This is a genomic window from Alteromonas sp. AWJ4_197 (assembly GCF_056160285.1).
In genome coordinates, this window is the sequence record NZ_JBSWWW010000002.1 from 295,231 (window position 1) to 312,603 (window position 17,373).

18 protein-coding genes and 1 other RNA gene are annotated in these 17,373 nt (G+C 49.2%); 10 read left to right on the forward strand and 9 right to left on the reverse strand.

Annotated features, from left to right (window positions below; genetic code table 11):
* The first annotated feature begins 36 nt into the window (after positions 1–36).
* A complete protein-coding gene (locus ACXAGC_RS04730; protein ID WP_474842844.1) occupies positions 37–333 on the forward strand; it encodes a hypothetical protein in 297 nt (98 codons plus the stop codon).
* Here ACXAGC_RS04730 and ACXAGC_RS04735 read toward each other — a convergent pair.
* Genes ACXAGC_RS04735 through ACXAGC_RS04750 form a run of 4 tightly spaced genes read right to left on the reverse strand, consistent with a single transcriptional unit; the run spans position 296 to position 4,562 of the window.
* Complete coding sequence (locus ACXAGC_RS04735; protein WP_474842846.1) at positions 296–1,468, reverse strand: FAD-dependent monooxygenase; 1,173 nt, start codon at positions 1,466–1,468, stop codon at positions 296–298. The genes ACXAGC_RS04730 and ACXAGC_RS04735 overlap by 38 nt on opposite strands.
* A 17-nt stretch (positions 1,469–1,485) precedes the next feature.
* Entirely contained in the window at positions 1,486–2,682 is a 1,197-nt protein-coding gene (ubiH, locus tag ACXAGC_RS04740) for a 2-octaprenyl-6-methoxyphenyl hydroxylase (RefSeq protein WP_474842848.1), read from the reverse strand.
* Positions 2,683–2,685: 3 nt separating this feature from the next.
* Positions 2,686–3,993 (reverse strand): Xaa-Pro aminopeptidase, encoded by a 1,308-nt coding sequence (pepP, locus tag ACXAGC_RS04745; RefSeq protein ID WP_474842850.1) that lies wholly within the window; start codon positions 3,991–3,993, stop codon positions 2,686–2,688.
* A 2-nt stretch (positions 3,994–3,995) separates the two neighbouring features.
* Positions 3,996–4,562 (reverse strand): UPF0149 family protein, encoded by a 567-nt coding sequence (locus tag ACXAGC_RS04750; protein WP_474842852.1) that lies wholly within the window; start codon positions 4,560–4,562, stop codon positions 3,996–3,998.
* A gap of 329 nt (positions 4,563–4,891) precedes the next feature.
* On the opposite strand from ACXAGC_RS04750, the gene ssrS reads away from it, so the two are divergent.
* The 9 genes from ssrS to ACXAGC_RS04795 all read left to right on the forward strand — a co-directional run bounded on the left by ssrS (position 4,892) and on the right by ACXAGC_RS04795 (position 13,462).
* Positions 4,892–5,074: non-coding RNA, 6S RNA (gene ssrS / locus ACXAGC_RS04755), on the forward strand.
* Positions 5,075–5,096: 22 nt separating this feature from the next.
* Positions 5,097–5,993 (forward strand): ribokinase, encoded by an 897-nt coding sequence (locus ACXAGC_RS04760; protein WP_474842854.1) that lies wholly within the window; start codon positions 5,097–5,099, stop codon positions 5,991–5,993.
* Positions 5,994–6,011: 18 nt separating this feature from the next.
* On the forward strand, positions 6,012–6,953 hold the full coding sequence (locus ACXAGC_RS04765) for a nucleoside hydrolase (protein WP_474842856.1): 942 nt from the start codon (positions 6,012–6,014) through the stop codon (positions 6,951–6,953).
* 77 nt (positions 6,954–7,030) lie between these two features.
* Positions 7,031–8,641 carry a GAF domain-containing sensor histidine kinase gene (locus tag ACXAGC_RS04770; protein WP_474842858.1) on the forward strand — a complete coding sequence of 537 codons (1,611 nt, stop codon included), beginning with the start codon at positions 7,031–7,033 and terminating at the stop codon, positions 8,639–8,641.
* Entirely contained in the window at positions 8,625–9,245 is a 621-nt protein-coding gene (locus ACXAGC_RS04775) for a 5-formyltetrahydrofolate cyclo-ligase (RefSeq protein ID WP_474842860.1), read from the forward strand. The genes ACXAGC_RS04770 and ACXAGC_RS04775 overlap by 17 nt, the downstream gene beginning before the upstream one ends.
* A 59-nt stretch (positions 9,246–9,304) precedes the next feature.
* Positions 9,305–9,964, forward strand: coding sequence for a ribose-5-phosphate isomerase RpiA (rpiA, locus tag ACXAGC_RS04780; protein ID WP_474842862.1), 660 nt, complete (start codon positions 9,305–9,307; stop codon positions 9,962–9,964).
* Between the two features lie 138 nt (positions 9,965–10,102).
* Positions 10,103–11,332: a phosphoglycerate dehydrogenase gene (gene serA, locus ACXAGC_RS04785; protein WP_119502144.1), complete on the forward strand. Its 1,230-nt coding sequence runs from the start codon at positions 10,103–10,105 to the stop codon at positions 11,330–11,332.
* A gap of 209 nt (positions 11,333–11,541) precedes the next feature.
* Positions 11,542–12,657 (forward strand): hypothetical protein, encoded by a 1,116-nt coding sequence (locus tag ACXAGC_RS04790; protein ID WP_474842864.1) that lies wholly within the window; start codon positions 11,542–11,544, stop codon positions 12,655–12,657.
* Between the two features lies 1 nt (position 12,658).
* Positions 12,659–13,462: a substrate-binding periplasmic protein gene (locus ACXAGC_RS04795; protein ID WP_474842866.1), complete on the forward strand. Its 804-nt coding sequence runs from the start codon at positions 12,659–12,661 to the stop codon at positions 13,460–13,462.
* A 76-nt stretch (positions 13,463–13,538) separates the two neighbouring features.
* Here the strand turns inward: ACXAGC_RS04795 and ACXAGC_RS04800 are convergent, their stop codons facing one another.
* The 5 genes from ACXAGC_RS04800 to ACXAGC_RS04820 form a co-directional block, all read right to left on the reverse strand.
* Positions 13,539–14,288: a DUF481 domain-containing protein gene (locus ACXAGC_RS04800; protein WP_474842868.1), complete on the reverse strand. Its 750-nt coding sequence runs from the start codon at positions 14,286–14,288 to the stop codon at positions 13,539–13,541.
* Positions 14,289–14,460: 172 nt separating this feature from the next.
* On the reverse strand, positions 14,461–15,282 hold the full coding sequence (locus ACXAGC_RS04805) for a DUF481 domain-containing protein (protein ID WP_474842870.1): 822 nt from the start codon (positions 15,280–15,282) through the stop codon (positions 14,461–14,463).
* A 59-nt stretch (positions 15,283–15,341) separates the two neighbouring features.
* Positions 15,342–16,166, reverse strand: coding sequence for an HDOD domain-containing protein (locus ACXAGC_RS04810; RefSeq protein ID WP_474842872.1), 825 nt, complete (start codon positions 16,164–16,166; stop codon positions 15,342–15,344).
* A gap of 98 nt (positions 16,167–16,264) precedes the next feature.
* Positions 16,265–16,555, reverse strand: a complete 291-nt coding sequence (locus ACXAGC_RS04815; protein ID WP_474842874.1) for a DUF1289 domain-containing protein — start codon at positions 16,553–16,555, stop codon at positions 16,265–16,267.
* Positions 16,556–16,661: 106 nt separating this feature from the next.
* Positions 16,662–17,372, reverse strand: coding sequence for an SIMPL domain-containing protein (locus ACXAGC_RS04820; protein ID WP_474842876.1), 711 nt, complete (start codon positions 17,370–17,372; stop codon positions 16,662–16,664).
* Position 17,373 lies beyond the last annotated feature (1 nt).

Here is a 17,373-nt window from a genome sequence, read left to right on the forward strand (position 1 = left end):
CTTCCTGCCCCTTTACACAGTTAATCGGGAAATACCATGAAAAACGAAATTGAGGTCACTTTACGTCAAGTAAACTCTCTTTTGCTGACAGCGTTGTCAAGCTATTGTCAACGCTGTCACTACAGAGTCAGAAGTATCGAAAATGCTAACGATCTGAAGATTGTTGCAGAGCTTTATAATGAAGATGTGCTGACGATGAAACTGCTGGCTGAAGGGGAAGTAGAAATAGAGACGCAGAACTTCCGGAATGGTGAATCCCGCTTCACGCGGGAATCGTTGAATGCACTGCTGCGCGCTACCACCCCATCGCCTGAGCCAGCCACTGACGCTTGATAGCGGGAATGGCGTCAGTCATTACCAGCCCGGCCCCGCGCACAAATTTCTTCAGGGGATGGTTTCCGGCGAACAACGTTTTAAACCCGTCCATTGCAGCGACCACCGCCATTGCGTCAGCCTTTCTCGCCCGCTCGAACGCCCGTAAATTTTCAAGGGATGCAAAATCTTTATCATCCTGAATACAGGTTTTAAGGGTTTCTGCCAGCGCAAAAGCGTCACGCATCCCTAAGTTCGCTCCCTGCCCCGCCAGCGGGTGAATGGTATGTGCCGCATCACCGATAATAACCATGCCATTCTTTGCCCACTGTCTGGCATAACGCATGGTAAGCGGGAAGCTGTGTCTTTCACTTTCTACCGTTAACACGCCCAGAACACCGTCACTGGTTGCACTGAGGGCATGATTAAAGGCTGCATCACTCAACCCGGTTAAAGACGATGCCACTTCGTTGGTCTGAGACCATACTATAGACACCAGATCCGGCTCAGATAAAGGTAGCAGCGCTAACGGTCCGTCCGGGGTAAATACTTGTCTCGCGCACTGTTCGTGAGGTACGGAGGTTCTCACTGTAGCGACGATTGCCGTATGACCGTAATCCTTGAAGGTAAGAGGAAATTGGGCTTGCCGGCGCACAAAGGAATTCGCACCGTCGGCACCGACCAGTAACCGGCAGGCCAGAACCTGATCGTTCTCCAGCATCAGCATGGTTTCCCGTTGGCCGCTAAGTACCTTCTGAATACGGGTTTCGATTAATTTCACGTGAGACTGCTGCGCTACGGTGACAGCCAGCGCATTGGTCAGCAACTGGTTTTCAATAATATGTCCCAGTTGCGGCGCGGGTAAATCTTCCTTCGAAAAATGAATTTTTCCGAAGCTGTCTTTATCCCAGACGGACATCGTGTGATAGGCACTTACCCGCTCTTGCGGCATGCGCTGCCATACGCCAAGATCTGACAACTTTGAATAATTAGCCCCGTTAATTGCACTGACCCGTAACGCAGGTTCTGCCGGCACCTCACGGGAAAATGGCTGGTCGCTGATCACGGCCACAGATAACCCGCTGTCATGCAAGGCTGCTGCAAGGCTTAATCCCACCATGCCGCCACCCGCAATTGCAATATCCACTGTATCCATGCTCTTTCTCCTGAATATTATGCGCCCGGGGCAAATCCGGTGGTTTGTCTGACAAAAAACGATTTCAGCGACGGACAGTTATCCATCGCCATCAAACCGGCATTTCTGGCTGCCAGCAAACCCCGGTTATCAGTGGAAAACAACCTGACCAGGCCATCGGTCAGCGTGATGGTTGCCTTTTTGTCCTGCTCACGGTTCAGCGCATATTGGCGCAACACATGAAAAGCACCGGGATCATCAGCATCAGCCAGTTGAGCCACCAGCGCACTGGCGTCTCGTAAGCCAAGGTTAAAACCCTGTCCGGCAATGGGGTGAAGTGTTTGCGAGGCATTACCACACACGACTGCGCGGTGCGTGGTGGTATTCACCGTACGCTGCAGTGTAAGAGGGTACGCAGTGCGCTCACCGGCATGCAGAATTGCGCCCTGCCGCCAGCCGAAATCTTTTTGCAGCGCCTGAATAAAAGTTTTATCACCGGACTGCATCAGAGTTTCCGCACGTTCAGGCGACACTGTCCAGACAACGGAAAAGCCGCAGGCATTTCGGTGTCCGGTGGCAAAGCCCGGATCATAAGGTAAAAAAGCCACCGGCCCTTCCGCGGTAAAACGCTCGTAAGCACGATGTTCGTGAGGCCTTTGCGTGATGACATTCACCACAATGGCGGTTTGCTGGTAATCCTCTGCAGTACGCTCAAACCCGAGCTCTTCATGCAGTGGCGAACGGCCACCATCTGCCAGAACAACCAGCCTGGCACGCAGAGTTTCACCGTTGCTTAAGGTAAGTTCCGTGGCATCCTGAGTGCGGCTGACTGAACTCACATGCAACGGACAAAACAAACTGAATCCCGGGGTCTCCGGCGGAAGTTGCAGGGCTTCACCCAGATGCTTCAATGAAATTACCTGCCCGAAATGGCTGACGTGAAAGTCATCAGCATTGAGCTGACACAGCCCGGCAGCTCCTTTGTCTGAAACCTGAATATGCTTGATGGGCACGGCACCGGCAGAACCTGCGTCGATATCCAGCGCGGCCAGCTCATCCACGGTGCGTTTTGCCAGTGCAATCACTCTGGCATCGAAGCCCGGATGAGAACCGTCTGAGGTATAAGCGTTAGCTTCAACCAGCGCAACAGAAAAGCCGGTGTGTTTCAGCAATCCGCGGGCAATAACGTTACCTGTAGCTCCGCCTCCGATAATCACGACATCAAATTCAGACACCGGTTATGACTTCCTCATTAACGCTTCAATTTCACTGATTTCTTTCGGTACATCTGCAGTTATTACGTCAGCACCGGTTGCCGTGATCACCAGATTATCTTCAATACGCACACCTATACCGCGATAGGCTTCCGGCACATCTGCGTCCGGCGCAATATAAAGTCCGGGTTCGATAGTGATCACCATACCCGGTTGCAGCGGGCGATCTTCACCGTCCTGACGGTAGTCACCCACATCATGTACGTCTAACCCTAAATAATGCCCTATGCCGTGCATAAAGAACTGCCGGTAATGCAATCCTTCAAGGTTTTCTGCCACAGTGCCTTTCAGCAGGCCCAGTTCGACCAGACCGGCGGTAAGCACTTCAGCAGCAATTAAACCGGCTTCGTTCAGTGTCATACCGGGCCCGATCCTGTCGAGTACGGCAAGCTGAGCATCCAGTACTAACTGATAGATACTGCGCTGTGGCGCACTGAATTTTCCATTGGCCGGAAACGTCCGGGTGATGTCACCAGCATAACCCGCATATTCTGCGCCGGCATCGATCAGGATCAAATCACCGTCACAAACCTGTGCGTTGTTTTCGGTGTAATGCAAAATACAGGCATTATCACCGCTGCCCACAATGGTGCCGTAGGCAGGCTGTCTGGCACCGGACATAGCAAATTCGTGATGCAGCTCTGCTTCAAGCTGATATTCGTAACAGCCGGGATGAGCAAATTTCATGGCGCGGATATGTCCCTGCGCGGAGATTTTTCCGGCAGCCTGCATCAGCGCGATTTCACAGGAAGATTTAAATAACCGCATTTCATGAATAAGCGGTGTGACATCACAGAGTGCCGCCGGAGAAATATTTTCTTTCGGCGCTGCCGCCAACTTATTATGCATAGCAAACAGGGTTTCCCGCAGCGGACTTTGAAACGGAAAATACACATTATCGTGTCCGCCAAGCCATTCTGAAAGCACATCCTCCAGTTCGCTCAGCTCAAACGCTTCATCCAGAGCAAACTCTGACAAACCGGCATCAGCGCCTAAACGCCTGCCCTGCCAGATTTCGGCTGTTTTGTCCTTCGGACGAAACGCCATTGCACGGTAAGGGTCGGAAAACTGGCTGTGGTTCGACAGCAACAACACGGTATCCGGCTCGTCAAAACCGGTTAGATACCAGAAGTCACTGTTCTGGCGGAAAGGATATTCTGTATCGCGGCTGCGTGTTATCAGCGAAGCAGCAGGGATCACTACCACGCTTTCCGGTTCACACAAGGCCAGCAAGCGGTGCTGGCGCGCAATAAATTCCTGTTTGCTTATCATGATCAGTGTACGGAAGGTTTATCTTTTTGATCTTCGAGCAGCGACTCGCCCAGTTCGTTGAAGCAAAGCAGTGCAGAAATTTTGACGTACTCCACCACTTCAAACAGCGCCCGCTCAGATTCTTCATCTTCGGTCATAGGCTCTTCCATGCGGGAGATATCGGCGAAATCCTGCAACGCTTCTTTGACGTCTTCAGAACATTGCATCAGGTTTTGCTGATACAACCCGAAGCCAAGCATAAAGCCCTGCACCCAGTTAATCAGACCCAGACCACGGTCATTAATCGGAGCTTTATCATCCGGCAACATCAGATTGAGGGAAAATTCCGCTTCAATCAGTTGCTGACATAATTCATTGAATACATCGGTAAGCACCACGGTCAGTTCCGGGGCAAACGCTGCGCCCTCATTCATGGTGTCTTTCAGTACATCCATCCACTTCCGTTCTGATACCGCCATACCGCCACATAACATACCGCACAATGTGCCCTGAATTTCAGCACCGTCTGCGATGACATCGTATTGTGACAACACATTAGTGACACGGTCGTAATCGAGTTGTTTATCCACGTATTCTTTCCATCAGTTAATTGCGGTCATGCTACCAAAAAGGCTGCTTAAAACCCAGTTTAAACCAATTTCATGGACAGTGTTTGAGCAGTCAGTCTTTCTCCCCTTTTCACGTTCCTCATAATGCTTTAGGATCAACACTGTTATCGATAAAACCTGCTCAATAAAGCAACAAGCTTAACCAAATGGTCAGGCATGTAATACGTTGCTACAGCAGGCTTAGAGCCAATAAAACAGCCTTTTTTGAAAAGTTCTCAAAACTTTAAGGGTGATCTGCTTCACGAACCGTGTCGTTTGATATACTCTGTTGCGCTGTTTTTTAATTACACTGTCTTCTGGAATGTTTGCCAGTTCATTCATGTCCCTGGCCGATGCTTTAAACCAAGGAAGATGACCGCGTAGCTATTGTGCAAGCCCGGCGCGTACCGGGAAGCCTACGGCTATGAAGATTCTTCCGCCCTGAACATTTCGGTTCACGGGCGAACGATGAACAGCGGCATTTCGGAAGGCGCCCTCTTTCGACGGAAAGTAGAAATGGCAGTCATTAATTTTGGTTCGATAAATATCGATCACGTCTACCACGTAGATCATTTCGTAAAGCCGGGTGAAACACTGGCATCAACAAAATACACTCAGTTGCTTGGTGGCAAAGGCGCAAACCAGTCTATTGCACTGGCACAGGCCGGTGCTGATGTTAAGCACGTGGGCGCAATTCATCAGTCTGATGCGGCATTCAAACAAACATTAATTCGCCATGGCGTTGATTGTCAGTATGTTGCCTGTACCGAAACGGCCTCAGGGCATGCCATTATTCAGGTAACCCCTGACGGTGAGAACGCCATAGTGCTGTTCGGCGGTGCTAATCAGACAATCAATGAAGCGACAGTCAGAAAAGCTCTCAGTGATACCAGTTCAGCTGACTGGGTACTTACCCAGAATGAGACCAGCAGCATTGCTGATATGTTGAAGCAGGCAAAAGAGAAGCAACTGAAAGTTGCGTTTAACCCTGCGCCGATGAGCGAATCAGTTAAGTCTTTACCGCTGGAATGTGTTGATCTGCTCATTGTAAATGAAACCGAAGCTGCAGCGATTACCGGTCAGGACAATGTTGAAGATATCGTCACCTGGTTTAAAGCTAACTGGCAACATGGCGAAGTGATTCTTACACTGGGTAAAGACGGCGTGATGATGCTGCGTAAAAGTGGCGATGTGATCAAAGTAGACGCATTTACGGTGGATGCCGTTGATACCACCGCCGCCGGTGACTGTTTTATCGGTTATTTTTTATCGGCCTACAGTAATCACACAGACGCCAGACAAGCACTTATCCGTGGCTGTGCCGCCTCTGCCATCGCCGTTACCCGTGAAGGTGCCGCACAATCTATACCGCAGCAGAAGGAAGTAGACCGCTTCTTCGCGAAACATGTCTGATAGTTCAAAAGGACAACTATGACACACAAAATTATTCTTGATACTGATCCGGGCATCGATGATGCAATGGCGATCTTCTTTGCTTTTCAACATCCTGAAATTGAAGTGCTGGGCCTGACTACCGTTTTCGGTAATGTACCGGTAACCATGTCTGCCAGAAATGCGCTGACCCTGTGTGAATACGCCGGTCAGGACATTCCTGTCACCCAAGGTGTGGGCATGCCCTGGGTTGGCCCTGAGTCAGGTTATGCCCATTTCGTACATGGTGATGACGGCTTCGGTAATACGTTTCCGGAAGCCTCTGAGCGGGAGCTCGATCCCCGCAGTTCAGCGCAGTACATCGTAGATATGGCCCGCAAATATCCTGGTGAAATCACCCTGGTTGCTATTGGCCCGCTAGGCAACCTGGCGCTGGCATTACGTCTTGAGCCGGAATTGCCGAAGTTGATTAAAGGTATCGCAATTATGGGCGGCGCGGCATTTGTACACGGTAACGTAACGCCGGTGGCTGAAGCCAATATCTGGAACGACGCCCACGCCGCAGCCATTGTATTCGCTGCCGACTGGCCTGTTACCATGTTTGGTCTTGATGTCACGCTGAAAGCACCTTTCGCACCGTCTTTCCTGGATACACTGGAAACGGGGAATGAAAAACTGGGCGGCTTCGTTAAGCGTGCATCACAGTTTTATATCGACTTTTATTCGCAAAACCGTGAAGAGCGGGTGTGTTTCTTCCACGACGCGTACCCGCTGGCCTGGCTGGTTAACCCTGAACTGTTTACCATCACCCGTGGCCACGCCCGTGTGGGCACCGGTGAACTGGACAGAGGACAAACGGTCGTTGCTCCGGCAGGCTCAACACCAAGCCCGTTATGGACTGAAGCGAAAATGATTGATGTCGCAACCGATGTTAATCACGAAAAACTGGAACAATTGTTCATCGACACCTACGCTTTATAAAGTCCGGAGGAGTACTTCCCTGCTAAAAGCGCCTCCGGGCGCTTTTTTTATGACTTAAGGACAGCCCCGGGGGAATCATGATTCAACCGCCATTACCGGAAAATGAAGAAGCACGTCTGGCCGAACTGCTCAGTTACGGCATCCTGGATACAGAAAGTGAAACCTTATTTGATGACATCACATCTCTGGCTTCGGAGATTTGTGACACCCCTATAGCCCTTATCAGTCTGGTGGATCCTGACCGTCAGTGGTTCAAATCCAAAGTAGGACTGGATGCCTCAGAAACGCACCGGAATATCTCTTTTTGCGGCCACGCGATTCTCGATAATGAATTAATGGAGATTAACGACACACACCGTGACGAACGTTTTCACGATAACCCGCTGGTCACCGGCCCGCCAAATATCCGTTTTTATGCCGGTACACCGCTTATCACTCCGGAAGGTTATGCCCTGGGCACCCTTTGCGCCATAGACAGCGAGCCTAAACGCCTGAGCAAAATGCAAAAATCTGCATTAACTACACTGGGGAAAAGTGTGATGGCACATCTGGAATTGCGAAAGCAAAACCTGGTATTACGGCAAATGAATACCCTGAAATCTAAATATCTCACAGATATCAGCCGCCGCTTTCAAACCCCGCTGCAATCCATTTGTACCTTCAGCCGTCTGCTGGAAGAAGAAACGAAAACGACGCCGGTATCTGCCGTATTTAAGGATTCACTGGGGCTTATTCACGAAAGCAGTCAGAATCTGATGCGGGCAGTAGAAAGTGTGCTTGCCACAGGTAAAACTGATATCAAGGCAGACTCTCAGGGCCGCACCATCATCGAAACGAAATCGTTCTTCAATCACATCTTTCATACGATGGCCGGTAAAGCACGCAGGGGGCGTATTATTTTGACCGGTCAGTTGGATGCATCGGTGCCGGAACATTTGATACTTGACGAAGCAGGACTGGGTTTGCTTCTGCTAAAAATTACCGGGAATGCAATCCGTTATTCATCAAAAGACACATCAGTACATCTGCAAATCTACTACCGTCCTTCCGAGCTTATTATTTCAGTGCAGGACCATGGCCGTGGTATGAACCGGGACCAGTTAATGGAACTCTATGCAACCCCTGACGGCGAGCATGGCGAGGTGGTTGCCATATCCGGCTTGCGCCGTCTGGCTGATAATGTGAAAGGCCAGATTAAAGTGCGCAGTTGGCAGGGCCGTGGTACCTGTGTGACGTTTGCAGTGCCGGCGGACACGGCCGGAGAGAAGACTGGCGGGAATCAGGAGGATGCTGCGGGCAAGAGATTTGTCGCTCCGTTTATCAAAGACAACCCGGCAATACTGATTTTGTCAGCACAGGAAGATGTTTCAACAATCACCGTCATACTCAACCGCCTGAAGATTGATGCCGAAACGGAAAGTGATGTGAAGGAAGCCGCCCGAAAATTACAGGCGCGGCAATATGACCTGTTATTGCTGTCAGCGAAAGCGGTGACCAATGAAGAAATCACTCAGTTCAGACAACAGGACCCCTGTTTAGCTATAGTGGCTTTAACAGAAGATTTATTCACTGAAGACAAACAATTGCGGCAAACCGGCATTGATGCCGCCCTCACACTCCCTGTGAATAATGATACACTTTACGACACCTTAAGTTTCTTCTTATTACCCGATGGAAAAAATCAGTAGCGCAGGATTAACACGTCAGGAGTTACGCAAAGTACTGCGGTTACGCCGCAACAACCTGTCTGAAGAGACGCAGGCTCAGGCTCCTGAGCGCCTGAGCCGTGTCTTGACGACACTGCCGGAATGGCAACACGCCACACATGTTGCGGCATATCTGGCAAACGACGGAGAAGTCAGCCTTTCGGACACCATTACCACCGCCGCAGCCCAGAATAAAACCGTCAGCCTGCCGGTACTGCACCCGTTTAACCGTCAGCATCTGCTATTTTTGCACTATCATGACAACACCGTACTGGTGAGTAACCGCTTCAATATTGCTGAGCCTCAGTTACGCTGCCCTGATGTCATACCTTTTTCCCGTCATGATTTAATCCTGATGCCGCTCACCGGTTTCGACGAAAAAGGAAACCGGCTGGGCATGGGTGGCGGATTTTACGATCGTACGCTGGCTCCTTATCGCAACGCAGCTTCCCGTCCCCAGCTTGCCGGTATCGCGCATGATTGCCAGCAGGTTGATGCACTGCCGGTTGAACCCTGGGATTTCCCCCTGGATCTCATCATCACACCTTCCGGCGTAATACGGCCGGATAAGACTAATTGCCCTTAATTTCGTCTCCCATTCCTGCAGTTTTCAGTTAAACTTCTGCAAAACTTTGGAGAACCCCTATGGATCAGAACGCGAAGAAGAAAGCTGTAGCCGAAGCAGCCATAAAATATGTAGAGCCGGACACCATTGTTGGTGTGGGCACAGGCTCAACGGTTAATTTTTTTATTGATGCGCTGGCAGAAATTAAACACAAGATTGTTGGTGCAGTATCCAGCTCTGACGCATCAACAGAAAAACTTAAAGCCCACGGCATTGAAGTATTTTCGCTGAATGAAGTAGACAGCCTTTCTGTGTATGTTGACGGCGCTGACGAAGTGACAGAACACAAGCACATGATCAAAGGCGGCGGCGCAGCCCTGACGCGTGAAAAAATCGTCGCAGCGGTAGCGAAAACCTTCGTGTGTATTGTAGACGACACCAAACAGGTACCGGTACTGGGCAAATTTCCGCTTCCTGTTGAAGTCATTCCCATGGCGCGCTCTTACGTAGCCAGAGAGCTGGTAAAACTGGGAGGCGATCCGGTTTACCGTGAAGGCGTGGTGACTGACAATGGCAACGTGATACTGGATGTTCACAACCTGAACATAATCAATCCCCGGGAAATGGAAGATGCTATTAACAGTCTGGCGGGCGTAGTCACTAACGGTATTTTTGCTAACCGTGGCGCAGATATTGTGCTGGTAGCAACCGGTTCGGGCGTAATTACGGTCAGCGACTAAACTTAACCACCCTATCAGCAAGCCGGATATAAGGCTTGCTGAATGAAATAGCGCTTTTAACCAACAACGATATCTGTTATTTTGCCCATATAGACGTCCAGATGTCTTTTTGCAACCAACTATTCGAGATGTGAGGCAATGAGTAAAGTATCCCTACCCAAGGACAAGATCCGTATATTGCTACTGGAAGGCGTTCACCAAAGTGCCGTTGAAACCTTAAACAGTAACGGTTACACCAATGTTGAGTATCTGAAGACCTCCCTGTCAGAAGAAGATCTCATCGAAAAAGTGAAAGATGTTCACTTTATCGGAATCCGTTCACGAACTCAGATCACTGAGGCCGTGGTTCAGGCCGCTGAAAAGCTGGTTGCTGTAGGTTGCTTCTGTATCGGTACCAATCAGGTAGATTTAAAAGCCACTCAGTTTAAAGGCATTCCTGTATTCAATGCACCATTTTCTAACACCCGTTCTGTAGCAGAACTGGTGCTGGGCCAGTTAATTCTTCTTCTTCGCGGCGTACCGTCAAAGAATGCCAAAGCCCATCGCGGTGAGTGGGAAAAGAGTGCTGTCGGCTCGTACGAAGCCCGTGGTAAAACGCTGGGTATTATTGGTTACGGCCACATTGGTACACAGCTGAGCATTCTTGCTGAGCACCTGGGTATGCGCGTTCAGTTCTACGACATTGAAGACAAGCTGGTACTGGGTAACTCTGTGCAGGTGAAATCACTGGATACCCTTCTGGCGACATCTGACGTTGTTTCTCTGCATGTTCCTGAAACCCTGTCTACTAAAGACATGATTGGCAAAGCAGAACTGTCGAAAATGAAAAAAGGCGCCATTCTTATCAATGCGTCCCGTGGTACCGTTGTTGATATTGATGCACTGGTTGAAGCCATGGAAAGCGAACACCTTGCCGGTGCCGCTATCGATGTATTCCCGGTTGAGCCGAAATCGAATACTGAAGAATTCGAATCGCCGCTGCGTCAGTTTGATAACGTGATCCTTACCCCACACGTGGGAGGCAGCACACAGGAAGCGCAGGAAAATATCGGTATTGAAGTAGCCGGTAAACTGGCGAAATACTCTGACAACGGTTCAACTCTGTCTGCTGTGAACTTCCCTGAAGTATCCTTACCGGATCACCCCGGCCGTTCACGCTTACTGCACATCCACGAAAACCGTCCGGGTGTTCTGAACCAGATTAACCAGACATTCGCAGAAAAAGGTATCAACATTGAAGCTCAGTACCTGCAAACCGTTGCTGATATCGGTTACGTAGTTGTTGATGTGGAAGCAAACAAGGCCGATGAAGGTCTGGCCCAGCTTCAAAACATTAAAGGCACAATTAAAACCCGTCTTCTGCACTGATCCCTTAAAAAGGATTATGTTCAAAATCAAATCCGGTGTCTCTGTACACCGGATTTTTTTATCTCTTCTGATCACGCCTTCCTCAGTTAAATCCTGCTCTGTTTGATCTCAGCATTGTGCTGCCGTGTATCTTTTCTGTGACACAAAAATTTAACACCTGCTACGTTGAGCCATGATGGCGCACGTATTCAACCTCAGGGCTTTTAAGCATGATGAGAAGAAACGCACTGTGCATGACGTTAGGGATAACCGCCTTGTGTGGTCCCGTCACTGCAGAAGAAGATAACTTTAACCTTGGCGGTCATGTGAGAGTCAATTACGGTCACCGTGACTGGCAGGCACCGGCAATACGGGACGGACTGGAATTTGAATCAATCAAACTCACCGTCGATGGAAAATTCGATGATTTTTCCTATAAAGCTGACTACCGGTGGTATGAAAATACTGATTTCGATACGGTCCGCTATGCAGATCTGACCTGGCACTACGACGAATACCTGGATGTCACCGGCGGTATCACTAAAGTCCCCTTCGGCCTGTTACCTTTCGCTTCAAACAGCTTCTGGTTCTCCGCCAATTACTATATTGGTTTTGAAGATGATTATGATGCAGGAGTTGTTGCCCGCTATGAACGGGGTCCGTTTACGGTTCACGCCGGCTATTTTCTGAATGATGAATACAATAATGCCGCCCGCTTTGGCCGCTATTCCTTTGACGTCGCTGATGACGGCGAATACCGTAATCAGGAAGATGGCCAGTACAACTTGCGGGTAAACTACGAAGCCAGACTGCTTCCCCGCTCCACCACCGACATCGGCGTTTCATTTCAACAGGGTGACATATTTAATTTTGATACACAGGATAGCGGAGACATGACCGCTTATGCTGTACACCTGCGCCATAACCAGAAACCCTGGAAAGTAGAGCTGCAATATCTGGATTACCGCTACGACCTGGCCGCCCCGGAAGGACAACTTCAGGACCGGCTGGCCCTGTCTTCGTTTGAAGCGCCATTCCTGATGGCCAGCGAAGGTCAGTCGTATATGGCTAACCTGGCTTACAGCTTACCTTTCACTGTCGCTTCTTTAGAGGATATTACCTGCTACAGTGAATATTCCCGCGTGGAAGGAGACTCAGAAGCCGGCAGCGACAGTACCCAGTGGGTAAACGGATGCAGCTTCGGCTGGTCTAAATTATTCGTATATGTCGACAGTATTCAGGGCAAAAACATTTGGTTTTCCGGCGGGTCCGGCATGGGGTTAAACTTCAACGATGATCCGCAATCCACACACCGCCTGAACATCAGCCTGGGAGTATATTTCTGATATGTTATCACTACGACTTATAAAAACAGCGCTGCTGACCGCCGCGTTGTTACCCGCCGCAGCCATGGCTCACACCTGGATGACGGTGAAAATTGCCACCACAGAATACGCACCGTATACCTCTGAAGAGATGGAACACAACGGCTACATGAATCACATCATCAGCGAAGTGTTTCTGGAGACCGGTGTACGGGCTGAGTTTATTTACGTTTCCTGGGAAGACGCACTGGAAGGTGCAGAGAATGGCGAATATGACGCCATTTCATACGGCAACTATGTGCGGGATCGGGAAAAGACCTTCTGGCACAGCGAGCCAGTCACATCAGAAAACCTGGTTTTCTACGTCAACAATGAATCCGGTCCCGATATGTGGTCAGGTCTGAATGATTTGAACGACTACACCATGGGGGTTACGAAAGACTATCTTTATAACAATGAGCTGTCCCGATACATTAAAGAAGGCAAAAACATCAGCACGGCAGACACTGACGATGAAAACTTCAACCAGTTGATCGACGGCGACATAGATATTTTCCCTATCGATGAATTAACCGGCTGGTATCTTCTGCAACGTGATTTCAGCGAAGCAGACCGGGATGAAATTCACCAGATAAGTCCGCTGGTTTCTACTGTCACCACTCACCTGCTGATACCTAAAAACAAAGAAAAGCGACTGGTGCTGGAGCTGTTTAACAGAGGCCTGAATAACCTGAAAGAAAAAGGTGAACTGGACCGTTTCAAACGCCTGCTCAGAGAAGGGTACTATCAGACACCGGAGAAGCCGGTGAACTTTGACAGAAGATAACCTGAAGGTATTGAGTAACTCCCACAAAAAAGCCCTGTAAATCAGGGCTTTTATATTCATTCACAACGGATAAGGCTTAGAAGAAGCTGTATACCAGTGTTACCGCTGTGGCAGTATCAAGCTTTTCAACGCCTTCGTTTACACGGGAGTTGTGGTCCAGTTTAACTGACAGCTTCATCGACAGGTTGCCGCTGATGGTGGCGGTCAGTGCAGACTCTGCACGTGACTTGGTGTTTTCATCACCCACTTCCGTACTCACTGTCTGAGAAAATTTCGCTGTATCAGAAATCAGCCATTCGAATGCACCGGAAGCACGAACGATAAAACTGTTTTGCTCAACGTCTTCTTGCGTTTCTGCCCAGGAGTAACCAGGACCGATTGAATACTCTAAAGACGTTGTGTCGTTTTGCCACACCTTCTGGTTCCAACCGGCAGCGACAGTAGACTGGTAGTTATAGCTGCTGAAACGGTCATCTTCGTACGAGGCGAAGCCGAATAAACGGTAATCAGGATTTTCCAGCTTGTAGTTACCCTGACCTGAAGCAAAGAATTTCTGCGCAGAAGTACGTTCTACGTCTTCGCCAGTGTCGTCGTCAGTTACCGTTTCTTTCTTGTACAGACCTTCAACTGTGTAGTCGTTACTCCACTTTTCCAGTTCCTGATGGCCTTCTAAAGACGCGTTAATAGACGTGGTTGCCGTGTTACCGGAGGTGAAGATGAAACCTAATCCACCTTCCAGAGTAAACGGTTTAGCATCATCTTGTGCCAGTGCAGAAGTGGTACCCATTGCGCTGAGCACAGCGACAGCTAAAAGTTGCTTTTTCATTTGCATTCCTAAAATATGTGTTTCCATGATACCGGTATTGAACAGACTCCGTTCAGGCCGGCAAAGCGTATATCATCCATGATAGTGATTGTTCCCCATCCAAAAGCCCGGTAGCCATCCTGATGGCCCGGCCAGATGCGCGCTGTCTTCAGCGTCGTCGCTTTATTATTCTTCAGAAAAAACGGTAAACCACAGAGACTGTGGTTTCCGTATTTACACTTTTTACATCTTCGAGAGGTTCGGTTTCATAAGCCAGATTGAATGCAAGTTTCATGGCTAGCGAATCAAATAAATTGGCTGATAAAGCGGTGACTGATTTGGTTTTAATATTATCAGCTCCGATCTCTGCACTCATAAACTGACGAAGCTGTGCCCCCGTGTTCCACTGATACTGATACTCACCTGACGCTCTTGCAATCAGGCCATTATTCACATTGGTTTCAGTACCCTCTTCCACCCCGACGAAAGCATAACCCGGGCCTACGCTGTAACGAAATGAACTTTCATCCTCGTTCCACAATCGCTGAGACCAACCTGCTGCCAGTGAGGACCGGTACTTATAACCGTTAAACCGGTCATTCTCATAATCAGCGTACATGAAAGTACGTTGTCCGGGCGTCATAAGTTTATAATCAAATTGCGCATAACCAAAAAAACGCTGAGCGGTAACTTCACTGGTGGTTTCACCGTCATCGTTTTCTGTTTTGCTTTGCTTGTACAGCATTTCTGCGAAGTAGTTATTATTCCATTTCGCAGTTTCATGTTCAGAATGTAAGGCCGCTTTCAGGGAATTAGCATTGGTATTCCCTGACGCAGACAACAGACCAACTTCTCCGTCCAGGGTAAAGCGGGGCTGCCCGCCATCACCCACTTCGTCGAAGTCAGAATGATATAAAGTTTGTATAAGATTCCGGTCGGCGGCCATGGCGCCGGTGATGCTGCCGGAAAATAAGACAACAACGACCAGTAATCTCGCAGTAAACGGATTTAACATGGATTTTAATATTTTTATTTAGCGCACTGTTATGAACCGTCCGTGGCGACCTTGTTTTTCTACAGGATTAGCGCAGATACCTTTTCAGCCTCAGCATTTGTCCAGGCTATCGCGTTATCCATCGTTTCTCCTTCAACCAACAACGTATTGGCCATTTCCGGCGTGAAAAGTTCAATATCGCCGTACTCCGGTTTCATGATTTCCCGAATTGTAACCCGCATTGAACACGCCAACAAACCTATATCCGCCTCTTCAGCGTGTTTCCTTATATTGTGAACATATTTTACCGGGAAAAACAGAGGAAGGGGCAAGCGCCATTGCTCCATAATTTCCCCGGAACAGGCTGCAAAGGTAAACCCGAAGTGCTTCTCCTGCTTTTCCCATGGTAAGTCACCGGACCTATCTTCAAGATACGCCAGATAAAGTTCAGGGTCTTCTTTGGCCACCACCAGTTCGCTGAAATGGCAGAGAATACCCATCACGAAGAACCGTTCACTGCCACGGATATTTGACTGTTTGGCCAGCGTTTTGGCCAGTAACCCGTTATACACTGACTTATACCAGTGCTTGTCCAGCCGGATATGAGCACTGTTGAAGTGCTTGAACGCTGTATTCGCTGTTTCTGCTACCACAAGGTTGTACAGCGCCTCGCCTCCGATAACACTGACCGCTTTGGCGATGGAATCAATCTGGGAAGGAAAGCGGAATAAAGCGCTGTTAGCCAGACGGAGAATTTTTACCGTCAGCGAGGGATCAACGGCAATAAGCTTCGCCACATCATCCATGTCGCTGCGGTGATCATCCAGTACATCCCGGATTTTCAGACAAATATTCGGGAACGTAAAAGATTGTGTGGCGTAACTGACGTACTTTTCCATCGACATAAGTAAACCTTGTTTATTTCTTGATTTTGAGTATAGCAACTTATTGTAAATACGGGAGAAAACGAAATACTGATAACAGCTTGATTGCTGTGGCCACGTCATTGCTTCCCGTTGTCGGAAAATAAAGATTGTTGCTGAGGTTCTTCAACCGTTGCCTGCCCGCCATCGTCGGACTGTTGTTGCCGCAAAGCCATGGCTTTACGTTTCTGGCAGGCTTTAATCACGGTTCGTCTGGCGGCATCGTTTATCTGCAACCAGTGAAAACGCTCGTCACGGGTACGGTAACACCCCAGACAATAGCCTTTCGGACCGGCCTGACAAACACCAATACAGGGACTGGGTACAGCAAAAATTTCCATCTGATCAGGATGGTTTGCTTTTACTGCCATGAAGCCCCCGTTTGCCAGGTGTGCAACCCCATACGGCCGCACCATTATTCCAGGCAGTTAGTGTAGACGCTATGCCGTATGCACCGCAATCTGAACATCGTATCAGTTAGTCGGTTAAGGTATATTCTATGGTTGAAACAACCCTGACTTTTTTGATGTGCGGTTGATGTGCATCCCGTGGCGTAATGGTGAACTGCCCCTGATTAGCCCGCTTAATTTTACCTATCCGGCTTTGAGAATCCCGGGCGAACTTCTCAGCCACTTCCCTGGCATTTACTGTTGCCTCTTCAATCATGTCAGGCTTCACCTCATTCAACCGGCTGAAACCATATTGAGGCTGAGCATCCCACTGCTGATTAGAAAACACGATACCTTGTTTAACGAGATCAGAAATATCGGCCATGGCTTTTCTTACCACTTCTACATCGGTTGAGTACACGGTTACTGTCTGGCTGGCACTGTACCTGAATTCCACCCTGTTATCGCCGCCGTACTGTTGCGCAAGCTTATCGGTGATCACCGGCTGATTAAAGCTGATGTCGTCAGCGCTTATGCCGCTGGTTGTAAGGAATGCGGTAATTTTATCTGAATGGCTTTCCAGCGTGTCATAGAGTGCTGAGAGATCATTGCCGGCTTCAGTAAACTGTATCGGCCAGATCACCTGGTCTGCCGGATATTCCCGTTCTGACAACCCCTTCACAGTTACAACTCTGTCCCAGGTTTTAAAATCCACCAGCGCCGTTGCCAGCTGGCCTCCCAGCACGGCAAATGCGATAACCAGTCCTGTGCCAATAATAGCGGCAGCTGCTTTACTCATA